The organism is Salipiger sp., assembly GCF_048261495.1.
GTDB lineage: Bacteria > Pseudomonadota > Alphaproteobacteria > Rhodobacterales > Rhodobacteraceae > Salipiger.
Window position 1 is genome coordinate 121,792 of sequence record NZ_JBLXFX010000004.1, and the last position, 15,248, is coordinate 137,039.

Annotated in this window: 16 protein-coding genes and 1 riboswitch; of the genes, 9 read left to right on the forward strand and 7 right to left on the reverse strand. The window is 69.5% G+C overall.

From position 1 onward, the window contains the following. The first annotated feature begins 18 nt into the window (after window positions 1-18). From ACN0RJ_RS09785 to ACN0RJ_RS09820, 8 genes are all read left to right on the forward strand, one after another. On the forward strand, window positions 19-1,692 hold the full coding sequence (locus ACN0RJ_RS09785) for an FAD-dependent oxidoreductase (RefSeq protein ID WP_417719115.1): 1,674 nt from the start codon (window positions 19-21) through the stop codon (window positions 1,690-1,692). Further along, window positions 1,689-2,495, forward strand: coding sequence for a sugar phosphate isomerase/epimerase family protein (locus ACN0RJ_RS09790; protein ID WP_417724135.1), 807 nt, complete (start codon window positions 1,689-1,691; stop codon window positions 2,493-2,495). The genes ACN0RJ_RS09785 and ACN0RJ_RS09790 overlap by 4 nt, the downstream gene beginning before the upstream one ends. A gap of 118 nt (window positions 2,496-2,613) precedes the next feature. Then, window positions 2,614-2,723, forward strand: a riboswitch (guanidine-I (ykkC/yxkD leader). A 109-nt stretch (window positions 2,724-2,832) separates the two neighbouring features. Further along, window positions 2,833-3,891: a putative urea ABC transporter substrate-binding protein gene (locus ACN0RJ_RS09795; protein ID WP_417724136.1), complete on the forward strand. Its 1,059-nt coding sequence runs from the start codon at window positions 2,833-2,835 to the stop codon at window positions 3,889-3,891. Between the two features lie 63 nt (window positions 3,892-3,954). Then, the gene (locus tag ACN0RJ_RS09800; RefSeq protein ID WP_417719112.1) at window positions 3,955-4,767 is read left to right on the forward strand and encodes an ABC transporter permease; all 813 of its coding nucleotides are present in this window, start codon (window positions 3,955-3,957) and stop codon (window positions 4,765-4,767) included. A gap of 1 nt (window position 4,768) precedes the next feature. Then, a complete protein-coding gene (locus ACN0RJ_RS09805; protein ID WP_417724137.1) occupies window positions 4,769-5,545 on the forward strand; it encodes an ABC transporter ATP-binding protein in 777 nt (258 codons plus the stop codon). Next, entirely contained in the window at window positions 5,526-6,779 is a 1,254-nt protein-coding gene (locus ACN0RJ_RS09810; protein WP_417719110.1) for an agmatinase family protein, read from the forward strand. Before ACN0RJ_RS09805 ends, ACN0RJ_RS09810 begins: the two co-directional genes overlap by 20 nt. Window positions 6,780-6,833: 54 nt before the next feature. Then, on the forward strand, window positions 6,834-7,298 hold the full coding sequence (locus ACN0RJ_RS09815; protein ID WP_417724138.1) for a hypothetical protein: 465 nt from the start codon (window positions 6,834-6,836) through the stop codon (window positions 7,296-7,298). Further along, the gene (locus tag ACN0RJ_RS09820; protein ID WP_417719108.1) at window positions 7,295-7,456 is read left to right on the forward strand and encodes a peptidase M23; all 162 of its coding nucleotides are present in this window, start codon (window positions 7,295-7,297) and stop codon (window positions 7,454-7,456) included. Before ACN0RJ_RS09815 ends, ACN0RJ_RS09820 begins: the two co-directional genes overlap by 4 nt. A gap of 111 nt (window positions 7,457-7,567) precedes the next feature. Here ACN0RJ_RS09820 and ACN0RJ_RS09825 read toward each other — a convergent pair whose 3' ends face one another. The 6 genes from ACN0RJ_RS09825 to ACN0RJ_RS09850 all read right to left on the reverse strand — a co-directional run bounded on the left by ACN0RJ_RS09825 (window position 7,568) and on the right by ACN0RJ_RS09850 (window position 14,129). Continuing rightward, on the reverse strand, window positions 7,568-8,830 hold the full coding sequence (locus ACN0RJ_RS09825; RefSeq protein ID WP_417724139.1) for a glycerate kinase type-2 family protein: 1,263 nt from the start codon (window positions 8,828-8,830) through the stop codon (window positions 7,568-7,570). Between the two features lie 19 nt (window positions 8,831-8,849). After that, on the reverse strand, window positions 8,850-10,574 hold the full coding sequence (locus tag ACN0RJ_RS09830; protein ID WP_417724140.1) for a CoA-binding protein: 1,725 nt from the start codon (window positions 10,572-10,574) through the stop codon (window positions 8,850-8,852). A gap of 141 nt (window positions 10,575-10,715) precedes the next feature. Further along, the gene (locus ACN0RJ_RS09835) at window positions 10,716-12,134 is read right to left on the reverse strand and encodes a carnitine 3-dehydrogenase (RefSeq protein WP_417724141.1); all 1,419 of its coding nucleotides are present in this window, start codon (window positions 12,132-12,134) and stop codon (window positions 10,716-10,718) included. Then, window positions 12,134-12,586, reverse strand: a complete 453-nt coding sequence (locus ACN0RJ_RS09840; RefSeq protein WP_417719104.1) for a lipocalin — start codon at window positions 12,584-12,586, stop codon at window positions 12,134-12,136. The genes ACN0RJ_RS09835 and ACN0RJ_RS09840 overlap by 1 nt, the downstream gene beginning before the upstream one ends. Further along, a complete protein-coding gene (locus ACN0RJ_RS09845) occupies window positions 12,583-13,218 on the reverse strand; it encodes an SGNH/GDSL hydrolase family protein (protein ID WP_417724142.1) in 636 nt (211 codons plus the stop codon). Before ACN0RJ_RS09845 ends, ACN0RJ_RS09840 begins: the two co-directional genes overlap by 4 nt. Then, on the reverse strand, window positions 13,215-14,129 hold the full coding sequence (locus ACN0RJ_RS09850) for a 3-keto-5-aminohexanoate cleavage protein (protein WP_417724143.1): 915 nt from the start codon (window positions 14,127-14,129) through the stop codon (window positions 13,215-13,217). The genes ACN0RJ_RS09845 and ACN0RJ_RS09850 overlap by 4 nt, the downstream gene beginning before the upstream one ends. A gap of 135 nt (window positions 14,130-14,264) precedes the next feature. Between ACN0RJ_RS09850 and ACN0RJ_RS09855 the strand changes: the two genes are divergently transcribed. After that, window positions 14,265-14,474 (forward strand): hypothetical protein, encoded by a 210-nt coding sequence (locus tag ACN0RJ_RS09855; RefSeq protein ID WP_417719101.1) that lies wholly within the window; start codon window positions 14,265-14,267, stop codon window positions 14,472-14,474. Window positions 14,475-14,477: 3 nt separating this feature from the next. Here the strand turns inward: ACN0RJ_RS09855 and ACN0RJ_RS09860 are convergent, their stop codons facing one another. Further along, window positions 14,478-15,194 (reverse strand): RlmE family RNA methyltransferase, encoded by a 717-nt coding sequence (locus tag ACN0RJ_RS09860; protein ID WP_417724144.1) that lies wholly within the window; start codon window positions 15,192-15,194, stop codon window positions 14,478-14,480. Between the last annotated feature and the right edge of the window lie 54 nt (window positions 15,195-15,248).

Sequence of the window (15,248 nt, forward strand, 5' to 3'; positions counted from 1 at the left end):
AGCAAGGGGGGGAGGCGCATGGCCGAAGAGACCTGCGATCTGATCGTGATCGGTTCCGGCGCGGCGGGTTTGTCCGCGGCGGTGACGGCGGCCTTTCACGGGCTGCGCGTGGTGGTGCTGGAAAAGGCCGAGGTGATCGGCGGCACGACCGCCTGGTCGGGCGGCTGGATCTGGTCGCCGCGCAACCCGGTGGCGCAGCGCGCGGGCATCGTCGAAGACCCGGCAGAGCCGCGCCGCTATCTTCGCGGGGTGCTCGGCAACCGCTTCGATCCCGAACGGGTGGACGCCTTTCTCGACGCCGCGCCCGCGATGGTGCGCTTCTTCGAAGACCACACGGCCCTGCAGTTCGAGGGCGGCCTCGCGATCCCCGACACCTATGGCGACATACCCGGTGCGGGCACCGGCGGCCGTTCCGTCATCGCCGCGCCCTTTGACGCGCGCGGCCTCGGCCCGGCGCTGGCCTTGCTGCGCAAACCGGTGCGCGAGACGACGTTCTTCGGCATGACGATCCAGTCGGGCCCGGATCTGCGCGCCTTCATGACGCTGACCCGCTCGCCCCGCGCCTTCCTTCATGCCACGAAGCGCGTGCTGCGCCATGCGCGCGACCTGGCGCTGCATCGGCGCGGCATGGACCTGCGCAACGGCAATGCGCTGGCGGGCCGGTTGTTGCGTTCGGCGCTCGACCTCGGGGTGGATCTGCGCACCGGCGCCGACGTCGCCTCCCTGCTGCGCGAGGACGGGGTGCGGGGCGTGGTGCTGGCGGATGGCACGGTGCTGCGCGCGGCGCGGGGCGTGGTGCTGGCCTGCGGCGGCTTTCCGCACGATGCCGCGCGCCGCGCCGGGCTGTTCCCGCGCGATCGCGAACACCTGACCCTCGCCGTGCCCGAAGCGACCGGCGACGGGCTGGCCCTGGCCGAGGCGGCAGGGGCCGCGACCGCCACCGGGCAGGCCCGCCCCGCCGCCTTCTGCCCGGTGTCGACGGTGCGCTGGCCCGATGGCCGCGTCGCGCAGTTCCCCCACATCATCGAGCGCGGCAAACCCGGCGTGATCGGCGTCCTCGCCGACGGGCGGCGGTTCTGCAACGAGGGGCTCGGCTATCACGACTACGTCGAGGCCATGCTGCGCGCCCTGCCCGACGACGCCCCCGCCGAAAGCTGGCTGGTCTGCGATCACCGCTTCCTGCGCCGCTTCGGGCTGGGCGTGGTGCGCCCGCAGCCCCTGCCCTGGCGCCAGTGGACGCGGCGCGGCTACCTCGTGACCGCCCGGACGGTCGGCGATCTCGCACGGCAATGCGGCATCGACCCCGAGGGGCTGACCCGCACCGTGGAGGCGTGGAACGCCGGCGCGGCGCGCGGCGAGGACCCGGCGTTCCATCGCGGCACCACGCCCTACATGCGGCTTCAGGGCGACCCCGAGCAGCATCCCAACCCCAATGTCGCGCCGATCCTGCGCCCGCCCTTCCACGCGGTGAAGGTGGTGCCGGGCAGCTTCGGAACCTTTGCCGGCCTGGCCACCGACGGCAGCGCCCGGGTGCTGGACGAGGCGGGTGCGCCGATCCCCGGCCTCTATGCCGCGGGCACCGACGCGGCGAGCGTCTTCGGCGGATACTACCCCGCCGGGGGCATCAACCTTGGCCCGGCGATGACCTTCGGTTACATCGCGGGGTGCCACGCATCAGGACAGACCCCATGACCCGCCGCCTCTCCGTTGCCCACCTTTCGGCCGTCGACCTGCCGCCGGCGCAATTCGTCGAGGCCGCGGCCCGCGCCGGGTTCGATGCGGTCGGCCTGCGCCTGCTGCGCGTGACCCCCGAGACCCCCGGCCATCCGCTGATGGACGACCCCGCCGCCCTGCGCGAGACGCTGGCCGCGCTCCGGGACACGGGCCTCGCGGTCAACGACATCGAATTCCTGCGCATCACGCCAGAGACCGATATCGCCTCGCTCGGCGCCCTGTTCGACTGCGGGGCGGAGCTCGGCGCGTCGCATCTCATCACCGCGCCCTATGACGACGACCTCGCCCGCCTTGCCGAAACCCTCGGACGGGTGGACGAGGCCGCCGCCGAGCGCGGCATGTCGGCGGTTCTTGAGTTCTTTCCCTGGGCCGTGGTGCCCGACCTTGCCGCCTGCTGGCGGATGGTGCAGCAGGCCGGGCCGCGCGTGGGCATCCTCGCCGACAGCCTGCATGCCGACCGCTCGGGTTCCTCGCTCGACCTGCTGGGACAGATCCCGGCAAACCGGCTGCCCTTTGCCCATCTCTGCGATGCGCCGGTGCATCCGCCCTACACCACGGACGAGCTGTTCCACACCGCCCGCGTCGAGCGGCTTGTCCCCGGCACGGGCGAAATCGACCTTGCCGCCTTTGTCGCCGCCCTGCCGCCGGAAACGGCGCTGGGGGTCGAAGTGCCGATGACCGCGCGCACCGCCGAGATCGGCGCGCCGGCAGTTCTGGCCGAGCTCGGTGCCGCGACCCGCGCCTTTCTGGACGCGCTCTGACCGCCCGCTGCGGCCCGGCTGCACAAAATTGATGCATCCGGGCCGCGGGACACCCCCGACACAGCGCCGAGACGCAACGCGGCGTTGACCGATGGGGGCCGAGTCGCCTTTCCTGACCTTGCAGGGCGTTTAGGGTTCCGCCGGCCGATGGGCCGGGTCTGGTCCGAGAAACGCCACCCGCGCGGCAAATTCCGTGCGGGCACACGGCGGGCCAAAATCCCGGGAGACACACTGCGCAGGTCAGACCCGCGCCCTTGTTTCCTTGTTCCGCCAGCGGGCCGAATTCTGACCTTTTTCGACGAAGAAGACGGCGGGACGCTGACCAACGGGGACGACCATGACCAGATTTCTGAATGCCACCGCCCTCTCGCTCGGGGTGCTTGCCGCCGGACTTTCACCCGCAACCGCCGAGGAGAAGACCGACTTCAAGGTCGCCTGGTCGATCTACGTGGGCTGGATGCCCTGGGGCTATCTCGAAACCTCCGGCATCATGGACAAATGGGCCGAGAAATACGGCATCGACGTCGAGATCGTGCAGATCAACGACTACGTGGAATCGATCAACCAGTACACCGCCGGCGCCTTCGACGGCGTGTCGGCGACCAACATGGACACGCTGTCGATCCCCGCGGGCGGCGGCGTCGACACCACGGCGCTGATCGTCGGGGATTATTCCAACGGCAACGACGCGGTGATCGTGAAGGGCGACGGCAGCCTTTCCTCGCTCGTCGGACAGCCGGTGAACCTGGTCGAGCTTTCGGTGTCGCATTACCTGCTGGCCCGCGCGCTCGATTCCAAGGGCCTGTCCGAGAGCGATCTCGGCGGGGTCATCAACACCTCGGATGCCGACATGATCGCCGCCTTCCAGACCGACGACGTGCAGGCGGTGGTGACCTGGAACCCGCTGGTGGCCGCGATCCTCGAGGATCCGGACGCGAAGAAGCTGTTCGACAGCGCCGACATCCCCGGCGAGATCATCGACCTGATGGTGGTGAACACCGAAACGCTGGCCGACAACCCCGCCTTCGGCAAGGCGCTCACCGGGGCCTGGTACGAGGTCATGGGCCTCATGGCCGCGGGCGACGAGGCGGCGCTGACCGCCATGGCCGAAGCCTCGGGCACCGATCTGGACGGCTACAAGGCGCAGCTCGCCGCGACGGCGATGTTCTACGACCCCGCCGCCGCCGTGGCCTTCGCCTCGGGCGCGGAACTGCCCGGGACCATGACCAACGTCGCGGAATTCCTGTTCGACAAGGGCATCCTCGGCGAAGGCGCGCCCTCGGCCGATTTCGTCGGCATCGCCTATCCCGGCGAGGTGACGACGGGGGATGCCGGCAACGTCACCTTCCGCTTCGACACCACCTACATGCAGATGGCCGCCGACGGCGCCCTCTGATCCCGGTCGCGGAGGGCCCCCCTCCGCGCCGGCACCGCCTTCCGTCCCATGCCCGGAGACGCCATGCGCCTCGTCAACCGCACCCCGCCCCGCACGCTTGCCGCCTTTCTCGCGCTGCTGCCCTTCGCGCTGATCGTGGTGGCCTACATGATCGGGTCCGACATCCGCCTGTCCGCCAATCCCGCGGACAAGCTGCTGCCCGCCCCCGGCACCATCGCCGACACCGCCGCGCGGCTGTTCACCGAACCCGACAAGCGGTCTGGGCGGGTGCTGCTCTGGTACGACACCGCCGTGAGCCTCAGGCGGCTGGCGCTGGGGGTCGGGGTGTCGTCGCTGATCGGCCTCGTCTTCGGGCTGCTGATCGGGCTGCTGCCGCACATGCGGGCCGGGTTCGCCGGGGTGGTCGCGGTGATCTCGATGGTGCCGCCGCTGGCGCTGCTGCCGATCCTGTTCATCGTCTTCGGCCTCGGGGAATTGTCCAAGGTCGTGCTGATCGTCATCGGCATCACGCCCTTCCTGATCCGCGACCTGTCGCAACGGGTGCTCGACATCCCGCGCGAGATGATCGTCAAGGCCGAAACCCTCGGTGCCTCGACCGGGGTCATCGCGCTGCGCGTCGCCCTGCCCCAGATCCTGCCCCGCCTGCTGCAGGCGATCCGCCTGTCGCTGGGCCCGGCCTGGCTGTTCCTGATCGCGGCCGAGGCCATCGCCTCGGATCTCGGGCTCGGCTACCGGATCTTTCTCGTGCGCCGCTACCTCGCGATGGACGTCATCCTGACCTACGTGCTCTGGATCACCTTCCTCGCCTTCATCATCGACCTCGCGCTGAAGCACCTGACCCACAGGCTCTTTCCCTGGGCCGGAAAGGGGCTGTGACATGAGCTTCGTCACCGTCGACAACATCTTCCAGAGCTACGGCCCCCGGCCCATCCTCGAACGTGTCTCGCTGTCGGTCGACGAGGGAGAGTTCATCTCCATCGTCGGCGCCTCGGGCTGCGGCAAGTCCACCTTTCTGCGGCTGCTGCTGGCGCAGGAGGTGCCGACGCGCGGCACCATCTCGATCGACGGCAACCCGCCCGCGGTCGAACCGGGGCTGGAGCGCGGCGTGGTGTTCCAGAAATACTCGGTCTTTCCGCACATGACCGTGCGCGAGAACATCGTGGCGGGCGAAACCTTTCGCCGCACATGGGGCCGGTTGCGCGGGGCCGAGTCGCGCGCCGCCCGCAAGCGCGCCGATGCCACGCTCGAACGCATCGGCCTGTCGCATGTGGCCGACGCCTATCCCGCCGCCCTGTCGGGGGGGATGCAGCAGCGCCTCGCCATCGGGCAGGCGCTGACCGCCAAGCCGCGCATCCTGCTGCTCGACGAACCCTTCGGCGCGCTCGATCCCGGCACGCGGCTGTCGATGCACGATTTCCTGATGGAGCTGCGGCGCGAGACCGCGATGACCGTGTTCATGGTCACCCACGACCTGCACGAGGGGTTCAAGCTGGGCGACCGGGTCATCGTCTTCGACAAGCCGCGCTGGGACCCGATCCAGCCCGAGGCCTACGGCGCCACCATCACCTACGACTTCGACGCCCGCAACGGCGGCTTCCCCTACCAGACCATGAAGACAATGACGGAGGATACCCATGTTCCCGATCCCGCGTGACCGCTCCCGGTCGCACCACCCTGCGGATCATTGCCGCGAGGAGGCCCGGCTGCACCATCCGGACCTGACCAAGCTGCGCGGCTGGAAGGCCATGCAGGCCGAGGCCGGCCTTCCCGAAGGCCGCTGGGACGAGGAACGCCGCTGGGCGCTGCGCATGGGCCTGACCGGGGCGGAAAGCATCGACGACAAGTCGATCCCGACCTTCGCGCGCGGCGAGCTGCCGCATTATTCCGGCATCAACACCTTTCTCAAGGCGCCATATGCCGAGGACGTGCTGGAGGTGGCGCATTACGACGCCACCGTGCTCGGCATTCCCTTCGACGGCGGCACGACCTACCGGCCGGGCACCCGCTTCGGTCCGCAGGGGGTGCGCAAGATCTCGGCGCTCTACACGCCCTACAACTACGAGATGGGCGTGGACCTGCGCGAACAGATGACGCTGTGCGACGCGGGCGACGTGTTCACCATCCCGGCCAATCTGGAAAAGAGCTTCGACCAGATCAGCCGCGCCGTGTCGCATGTGTTTTCCTCGGGAAGCTTCCCGATCATGATCGGCGGCGATCATTCCATCGGCTTTCCCTGCGTGCGCGGCATCGCGGAATGCACCTCGAAAAAGATCGGCATCGTGCATTTCGACCGCCACGCCGACATCCAGGAAAAGGATCTCGACGAGCGGATGCACACCACCCCGTGGTTCCATTCGACCCTGCTGCCCAACGTGCCCGCCAAGAACCTCGTGCAGGTCGGCATCGGCGGCTGGCAGGTTCCGCGCGAGGCGGTGAAGGTCGCGCGCGAGCGCGAGACCAACATCATCACCATGTCCGACATGGAGAAGATGGGCATCGACAAGACCGCAGAGATGGCGCTGGAGATGGCCTGGGACGGGGTCGACATGGTCTACATGTCCTTCGACATCGACAGCATCGACTGCGGCTTCGTGCCCGGCACCGGCTGGCCCGAACCCGGCGGTTTCCTCCCGCGCGAGGCGCTGGCGCTGGCCTCCAAGGTCGCGGCCGAGGGGCTCTGCGGCATGGAACTGGTCGAGGTCTCGCCGCCCTACGACACCTCCGACATCACGGCGCTGATGGGAACGCGGGTGATCGTGGACGTGCTCGGCTCGATGACGGCGGCGGGCAAGCTCGGGGCGCACAAGGCCCATATCGACAAGCCGGTGAGCATTCCGCACGGAGAGTTCGAGGGCAAGCGCTGGTCCAACCCCAAGCCGCATTTCTGAGGCCGGATGCAGGGCGCCATCTCTCCGCCCGCCCCTCCTCTCTGAGTTCGGAGCATGAGCATGCCGCATGATCACCACCACCACGGCCCGCAGGGCCACCACCACCATCACCACCCGCACGACCACAACCACAGCCACGACGCCGACCACCTGCATTCGCACATGCACGACCATGACGAGGCGGCGGACCTTCAGGTCCTCGCCGCGCAGTTCATCGACGGGTTCGTCACCGCAAGGGACAAGACCAGCTATCTCAAGCTGGCCGGTGTCCCCTTCGAGCGTCCCGGAACCGGCGGCGCCAAGGCGCTGAAGCTGGTGGATGTGGAACTCAGGACCGAATGGCAGGTCGGGACCGCCTCGCCCTCCTTCGGGTCGCGCGAACTCAGCTACCTGCCTTTCCCCGGAGAGATGGTGACCGAGCGCACCAACATGGCGCTGGTCTACGTCTCGATGGAGGAGAAATCCCTTCTCGACATCCGCGACTTTCTCGCGAAACGCAAACAGGAGATCGACCTATGAAACGCCTCACCCTTCTGCCCGGCCTGATCGCCGCCGCCCCCGCCGCCGCCCATGAGGCGGGCGCCGTGCACCTGCATCCCCACGGCGGCGAAACGCTGCCGATGCTCGCCGCGCTGGCCGTGATCGTTGCGGCGGGCCTGCTGATGCGGCGGCGCTGACCGCGTCCCGGTCGACGGACCATCGCCATCGCACCCTCCTGCCTGCCGGGATACGGCAGGCAGGAGGGTGCGACAGGTGACGGGATTGCGCCGGCGCCCTGCCCCGAGGGCTCAGGCGTCGATCAGCACCGCCCTGAAATCGTTGACATTCGTCCCGGTGGGCCCCGGAACGAACAGATCGCCCAGCATGTCGAAGGCGCCCCAGGCGTCATTGCGGGACAGCGCCTCCATCGTGTCACCCCCGGCCGCACGCAGCCGCGCCGCGCTGGTGCCGTCGGCAAAGGCACCGGCGTTGTCCTCGGTCCCGTCGATGCCGTCGGTATCCGCCGCGATGGCGTGGATGCCGCCGACCCCGTCGATGGCATGGGCAAAGGCCAGCAGGAATTCGGTGTTGCGCCCGCCGCGCCCGCCGTCGCCCCGCAGGGTCACGGTCGTCTCGCCGCCCGAGAGCATGACCAGCGGCGGCGTGAAGGGCCGGCCGCGCGACACCACCTCGCGCGCCATCGCCGCATGGACCAGACCCACGTCGCGGGCCTCGCCCTCGATCGCGTCGGACAGGATCACCGCCGGGGTGCCCGCCGCCTCGGCCGCGGCCGCCGCCGCTTCGAGCGACAGCCGGGCCGAGGCCACGACCCGCACCTCGTTGCGCGCGAAACAGGCGTCCGAGGGATGCGGCGCGGCCGAAGCCTCGCTCGCGATATGGTCGAGGATGTTCTGGGGAAGCGTGATCTTCCAGGCCTTTATCAGCGCCAGCGCCGCCTCTGCGTCGACCGCGTCGGGCACCGTCGGACCCGAGGCGACCTGCGCCGGATCGTCGCCCGGCACGTCCGAAACCACGAGGCTGACCACCCGCGCAGGCGCGCAGGCCGCCGCAAGCCGGCCGCCCTTGATGCGGCTGGCATGTTTGCGGATGGCGTTCATCACCCCGATGGGCGCGCCCGAGGCCAGCAGCGCGCGGTTCAGCGCCTGCTCATCCGCCAGCGTCAGCCCCTCGGGCGGCGACGGCAGCAGGGCCGAGCCGCCGCCGCAGACCAGCGCCACCACGAGGTCATCCTCGGTCAGGTCGCGCACCACGTCGAACAGCGCTTCGGAGGCCTCCAGCCCCGCCGCGTCGGGAACCGGGTGCGATGCCTCCATCACGCGCAGGTGCTTGCAGGGCGTCGCGTAGCCGTAGCGCGTCACCACAAGCCCTTCGACGGGGCCGTCCCAGAGACGCTCGAACGCGGCGGCAAGCTGCGCGGCCCCCTTGCCGAGCCCGATCACCACCGTGCGGCCCCGCGGCTTCGCGGGCAGCGCCGCGCGCAGCGCAAGCTCCGGGTCGGCCGCATCGACTGCGGCCCGGAACAGGCTGGTGAGAAAGGCTTTTTCGTTCATGTCGTGTCCCCTTGCGTGGTCAGCCCCCGCTGACTGCAGGGGCCACGTGAATGCGCACTTCGCCAGCCGCCGCACGCTCTGCCGTGAGGAACAGGGGCGATATCTCGAGTTCCGCAACCCGGCCGAGCTGCGCCTCGAGGTAATCCTGCACCGCACGCACGGCCTGGACAACCGCATTCCCTCCCGACGGCAGCCCCAGCCGCGCCAGCAGGGTCTCTATCTCCCGGTCGGCGAGAGGAAGCAAGGCACATACCTCGGGTCCGGCGGTGCCGCGGGGATCCTGGCGGCGTTCGCGCAGGCTCAGCACGTAGCCGTATTCGGGATCGGCCAGCACCCTGACGTCCAGCGCCACCGCGCCATGTACCGCGCCGTCGCGCCGGTGGACCGGCAATCCCAGCGCCAGGCGCGCCTCCGAGGTCGACAGCCGCACGCCGCCCTGCGCCGCTTCGGGCACCGGCATCATCACCGGCCCGGTCCGGCAGGACGAGACCCCGATGGTGATTGCCGCCTGCACCGCATCCAGCGCCGGGCCGAGACCCATGAGCGGAATCACCCCCCGCGCCATCAGCGCCGCGCAATCCTCCCCGGACAGGGAGTCGGACAGCGGCGCCACCAGCGCGATCGGCATGCCGACCCTCTCGCGCGCCGCCACCGCAGCCTCGACCACCACGTCGGGCGCACGGTCGGACTTCCCGCGGGCATCCGCGACCACCAGCGTGCAGACCGCCCCGCCGGTCATCAGTTCCGACAGGACGCGGGCGGATTCCTCGACCGGGAGATCGGAAAGAAACCGGCAATCCAAAGGGTTGCTGGCCGCAGCTCTGGTTCCCAATACTTTCGAGAGCCGCGCGGCCTGGGTTTCTCCCACGGGGGCAAAGGTCAGCCCGCGCGCGGCGGCGCTGCCGGCAACGGTCGTCGTCGCCCCTTCGCAGACCGAGGCAACGGCCAGCGCATTGGCGGGCAAGGGACCGGCCATGTGCAGGATCTTGAGCGTCTCGACAAAGGACTCCGGCGTGGTGACGCAGGCGAAACCGGCGCGCTCGATCTGCGCCACGGCGCCCGCGTCCCGACCGGGGCGCAACACGACCACGGGCTTGCCCAGCCGCTGTGCCACCTCCCCGAGCGCCAGCAGCGCACGGGCCGATCCCGCCGCCTCGATCTGGAGGCCGAGCGCCGAAACCCGGTCGTCGGCCAGCAGCGCTTCGGCCCATTTGTGCCAGTCCGCGGCGCTGCCGGGCGACAGCAGGCAGGCCAGCGGCAGGCCACGGCGTTGCCTGGAGAAAACCCGAGCAAGCCCCGGACCTTGCGCGACGATCGCCACCCCGCGCTTGACCGGCGCAAGGCCGTGCGCATCGGGCCAGAGCGCCGTGCGGTCCAGCGCGTTGAGCAGCCCGAGGCTGTCCGGCCCGAGAACCGGCATGTCGCCCGCCGCGCCGCGCGCCTCCGAGCCCGGCCCGCCGGCGAGGATGGCCCCGCCCGCGTTGCGTGCCCGAAGCTGTATCAGGATCGTCTCGGTGCCCGGCACATCCGGGCCGATCATCGCGGCATCGGGGGCCGCCGGAAGCGCGGTGACGGACGGATAGCAGCGCATCCCCTCGACCGTGCGCTGCGTCTCCGAGACCGGCCAGATGTCCCAGACGAACCCCATTGCGCGCAGGTTGGCGATGACCGAACGGCACCAGGCGCCGGAGCCGAAGATCGCCACGGATCGCGGACCGAGAAGACGTGAAAGATCGCGCGCCATGGCCGGATCAGCCCCCCATTTCGATAGATTCCCCCAAGTATTTGAATTGCATAACATTCCGCGGAGACATGCGAGCGTTTTCCGCCGCGGACGCGAAAAAAACCGGCGTCATTGCCGGAATTTTCATCCGCAGCGGGAATTTTATCCCTGAACGGGTGTTTCCCCTGCGTGAAGTCGCGCGATGCGCTCCACCTCGGCTGCGACGGCAGGCAGCGGCGGGCAGGATCGCCGCGTGTCGAGCGAGACATGCAGCAGGAACTGATCGCAACCGGCGCGCAGCGTGCCGTCCGCTTCGCCGCGCATCTCGTGGACCAGGCGCAGCTTTCGCCCCTCTCCGAGCGTCACGCGCGTTTCGACGCGCACCCGCTCTCCGGCCAGGGTCTCGGCGAGGTAGCGGATGGTGGTCTCGGCGGTGAAATAGCTGTGCCCGGCGGCGATATAGGCCGCATCCGCCCCGACATGATGCATGAATTCCTCCGCCGCATCGGAGAAGATCTGCCCGTAGCGCCCCTCGTTCATGTGGCCGTTGGTGTCCGTCCAGTCGGCGGGCACGACGCGCCGGACCGTGACCATCGGAAGGGTCTCGTCGAGCCTGCCGCGCAGCGTGGCATCGTGGTCGCGCAGAACCGCTCCGGCAGCGTTGCCCTGCATCTTCAACGCGCGCAGGATCGCGACGAGGTTGTCGTCGCGCCTGCGTGCCAATTGCGGGATCGTCACACCGCCGGACTGGGCATCCGATTGCGCGGCAATGGTTTCCACGAGGGCGTCATCAAAGTCCGGCACTTCGGTCAGGCGCGTCCAGGGCAGTTGAAGACAGGGACCGAACTGCTTGAGAAAATGGCGCATTCCTGCCTCTCCGCCGCCAAGGCGATAGGTCTCGAACAGGCCCATCTGCGCCCACCGAAGACCGAAGCCCATGCGGATCGCGTCGTCGATCTCTGCCGTCGTCGCGATCCCGTCCCGCACCAGCCAGAGCGCCTCGCGCCAGACCGCTTCAAGCAGGCGGTCGGCGATGTGGGCGTCGATCTCGGCCCGGACCCGTAGCGGGTACATGCCGATCCCGGTCAGGATTTCCGATGCTTTTTCAAGGAGTCCCGCGTCGGTCTTCGCGGATCCGACCAGTTCGACCAGCGGCAGCAGATAGACCGGATTGAACGGATGCGCGACGAGAATACGGCCCTCGGAGCCCATCCCCTCCTGCAGTTCGCCCGGCCGGAACCCGGACGTCGAAGACCCCAGCATCGCGCCGCGCGGCGCCGCATCGAGGATCTCGCGCCAGACCGCCTGTTTGAGGTCGAGCCGTTCCGGGACGCTTTCCTGAACCCAGTCCGCCCCTTCCACCGCCTCGGCAAGGTCGGCGTGATAGCTGACCGCGCCCGGTTCGGGCATCGGCGCTTCGTAGAGCATGGGGAGCGCGCGCGCGGCGGCCTCCATGATCGGGGAAAGCCGCGCCTCGGCATCCGGCGCGGGGTCGAACACCCTGACCTCCCATCCCATCACCGCAAAGCGCGCGGCCCATCCGCCGCCGATCACCCCGCCGCCGACGATCGCCGCCCGCATCAGCCGCCCTCCATCCGCGCGAGGTCGTAGCCGTACCAGTCGAGGATCTCGCGTGCGGCGCGGAGGCGCTCCCCGGGGCGGCCGGTGCGGTCCATGATCCAGACCCGGCTTCCGGCGGGATCGCCCATCGCGGCGGTGCGGTTGTCGGCGTCGAGCCAGTGAACCCACAGTGCATCCTCACCGACCATCAGACGCCCCGGCGTCACCTCGCGCAGAGGAAGAGAAACGCCGTCCAGAACGATGAAATCGCGACTGAATGTCAGCCTGTCCCCCGGCGCAAGACCGGCGCCGGATACCACGACCCAGCCGCCCGCAAGCCGCGACAGCGCGGCATCCGCCTGGCTTGCGACCTGCGCGGTCGGGTTGCGCAGGGGGATCTCGGTGCGCGGCAGTGCGACAGGCTTTGCCGAACAGGCCCCGAGCAGCAGGATCAGTGCCGCGACCCGCCTCATGTCAGGGCTCCGAGGCTGCGCGTGACGGCCTCTGCCATGACCTCGCCGAAGCGCAGATGATCCTCCGCCTCCCAATGGACGCCATCCCGCTCCGACACCGTTACCACCTCGCCCGCATCGACGAAGGCGCAGCCGAGCCGCCCGGCCACCGCCCGCAGGTGCCGCGACAGCCCGGCCTGACGCGCCTCGGCCCCGGCGAAGACATCGACCAGCGTTCCCGTTTCCCGCACCGGCGCGGGGCAGACGATGATCTCGGCCCGGCAGACCGCCTCGATGCGCGCGGCCAGGACGATGCGCTCGACCGAGCGCGCGATCTCCCAGGAGGTCACCGAAAAGCGGCTCTTCAGATCATTGGTGCCCAGCATCACGATCATCAGATCCAGCGGCTTGTGAGAATGAAGAACGGGCGACAAGAGCTTGAGACCATTGCGCTCTCCCCCCTCGACGGGATCATCGTGCACGGTGGTCCGCCCCGGCAGGCCTTCGGACAGAACCTGATGGTCGCGCCCCAGCGCCCGCGCCATCGCGTCGGGCCAGCGCGCCCCGCGCGGATGCCGCTCCGACACGCCCGCCACGCGCATCGGCATGGTGCCGTGGGTGTTGCTGTCGCCGTAGCAGAGGATCACGCTCATGCCGCCACCGGCGCGCGCTTGGTCAGGCCGAGCGCGGCGCGCACCTCCGCGGGCCCCATGATCCGCGCGCCGAGCGCCTCGACGATGCCGACGGCCCGCTCGACCAGTTGCGCATTGGTGGCCAGCACCCCGCGGTCGAGATGCAGGTTGTCCTCAAGCCCGACCCGCACATGCCCCCCCGCCAGGACCGAGGCGGCCACGTAGGGCATCTGGTGCCGGCCCAGCGAAAATGCCGAAAACGTCCAGTCCGGGGGCACCGCCTGCGCCATGGCGAGGAAGGTGGACAGATCGTCCGGCGCGCCCCAGGGCACCCCCATGCAGAGCTGCACCAGCGCCGGCGAGGTCAGCACGCCCTCCTCCGCCAGTCTCCGCGCCAGCCAGAGATGCCCGGTGTCGAAACACTCGATCTCCGGCGTCACGCCGAGCGCGGTGATCGCGCTCGCCATCGCGCGCAGCATCCCCGGCGTGTTGGTCATCACGTAATCCGCCTCGGCGAAATTCATCGTGCCGCAATCGAGCGTGCAGATCTCCGGCAGACAGGAGGCAATCGGCGCCACCCGCTCCGCGGCCGGGGCCATGTCGGTGCCGGCAGTCAACGGCAGGGGCGCGTCGGGAGGCCCGAAGACCAGGTCCCCGCCCATGCCGGTGGTGAGGTTCAGCACCACGTCGATCTCGGAATCGCGGATGCGTTCGGTCAGTTCCCGGTACAGCGCCGGATCGCGCGACGGCGCGCCGGTCTCCGGGTCGCGCACGTGGCAATGGACGATGGCGGCCCCCGCCTTCGCCGCGTCGATGGCGCTCCCGGCGATCTCCCGGGGCGAACGCGGCACATGGGGAGAGCGATCCTGGGTCGCCCCGGACCCGGTGACGGCGCAGGTGACGAACACCTCCCGGCGCATGTTCAGCGGCATGGTCCCCCCCGATCTTTCCGCGCCCAGACTGCGGCAGTCGGAGGCCGCACGCAAGAGGGCCCGGAACCGCCCGAATTTCGCTGCAGGGACGCCGCATTCACAGATTAGAAACCATTTTCCGATCACCCTGTGAGGATGGAGACACCCGTGCCGCAGATCCTGCCGACCCTACAGCCAAGGCCCGCGCCGGCAGAGGCGCGCAGCAGGCTGTTCGAACTGCACCGTCAGCACATGGTGCAACGGGACAGCCAGCCCTTCCACCAGGAGCGGGTGGTCTCGCCCTGGTTCGCGCAACAGTTCAAGGAAGCCGCCGCCGCGTCGTTCCGGCGCCCGCCGCAGCCCTGAGCCTCAGCCGCGAAACCCGGTCGCGACCACGAATTTCTCCGAGGAATCCGCCCGGCTCGCGGCCGGCTTCACGTTGGACACCTTCTCGAAACGCTGCTTCAGAAGCGCCTGGAGCCCCTGCTCCGCCCCGCCCGCCAGAACCTTGGCCACAAAGGTGCCGCCCGGCTCCAGCACGTCGAATGCCAGCTCCGCCGCCGCCTCGCAGAGCGCGATGATGCGCAAATGGTCGGTCTGCTTGTGCCCCGAGGACGAGGCCGCCATGTCCGACATCACCACGTCGGCCCGCCCGCCGAGCCAGGCCTTTACCTTGTCGTCGGCGCCGTCCTCCATGAAATCGAGCTGATGGATCTCGGCCCCCGCGATCGGCAGCACCTCCTGCAGATCGACCCCCAGCACGAAGCCCTGCGCCTTGCCCGACCGCTCGCCCAGGGCATTGACCCGCGGCACCGCAACCTGGCACCAGCCCCCCGGCGCGCAGCCGAGGTCGACCACCCGCGCGCCCGGCTTCAGAAATCCGAATTTCTCGTCCAGTTCCAGTATCTTGAACGCCGCGCGCCCGCGATAACCCTCGTCCTTGGCGCGCTTGACATAGGGATCGTTCAACTGCCGCTGAAGCCAGCGGGTCGACGACAGCGTCCGCCCCCGCGCGGTCTTGACCTTGATCTTCAGATCGCGCTGACCGCGTCCCGACGTGTTCTTTCCCGAAGGTGTCTTCGCCATTCCAAGGCCCCCGTGTTTCTTCTGGCCCCAAATATCCCGGGGAGTCCGCGGCAC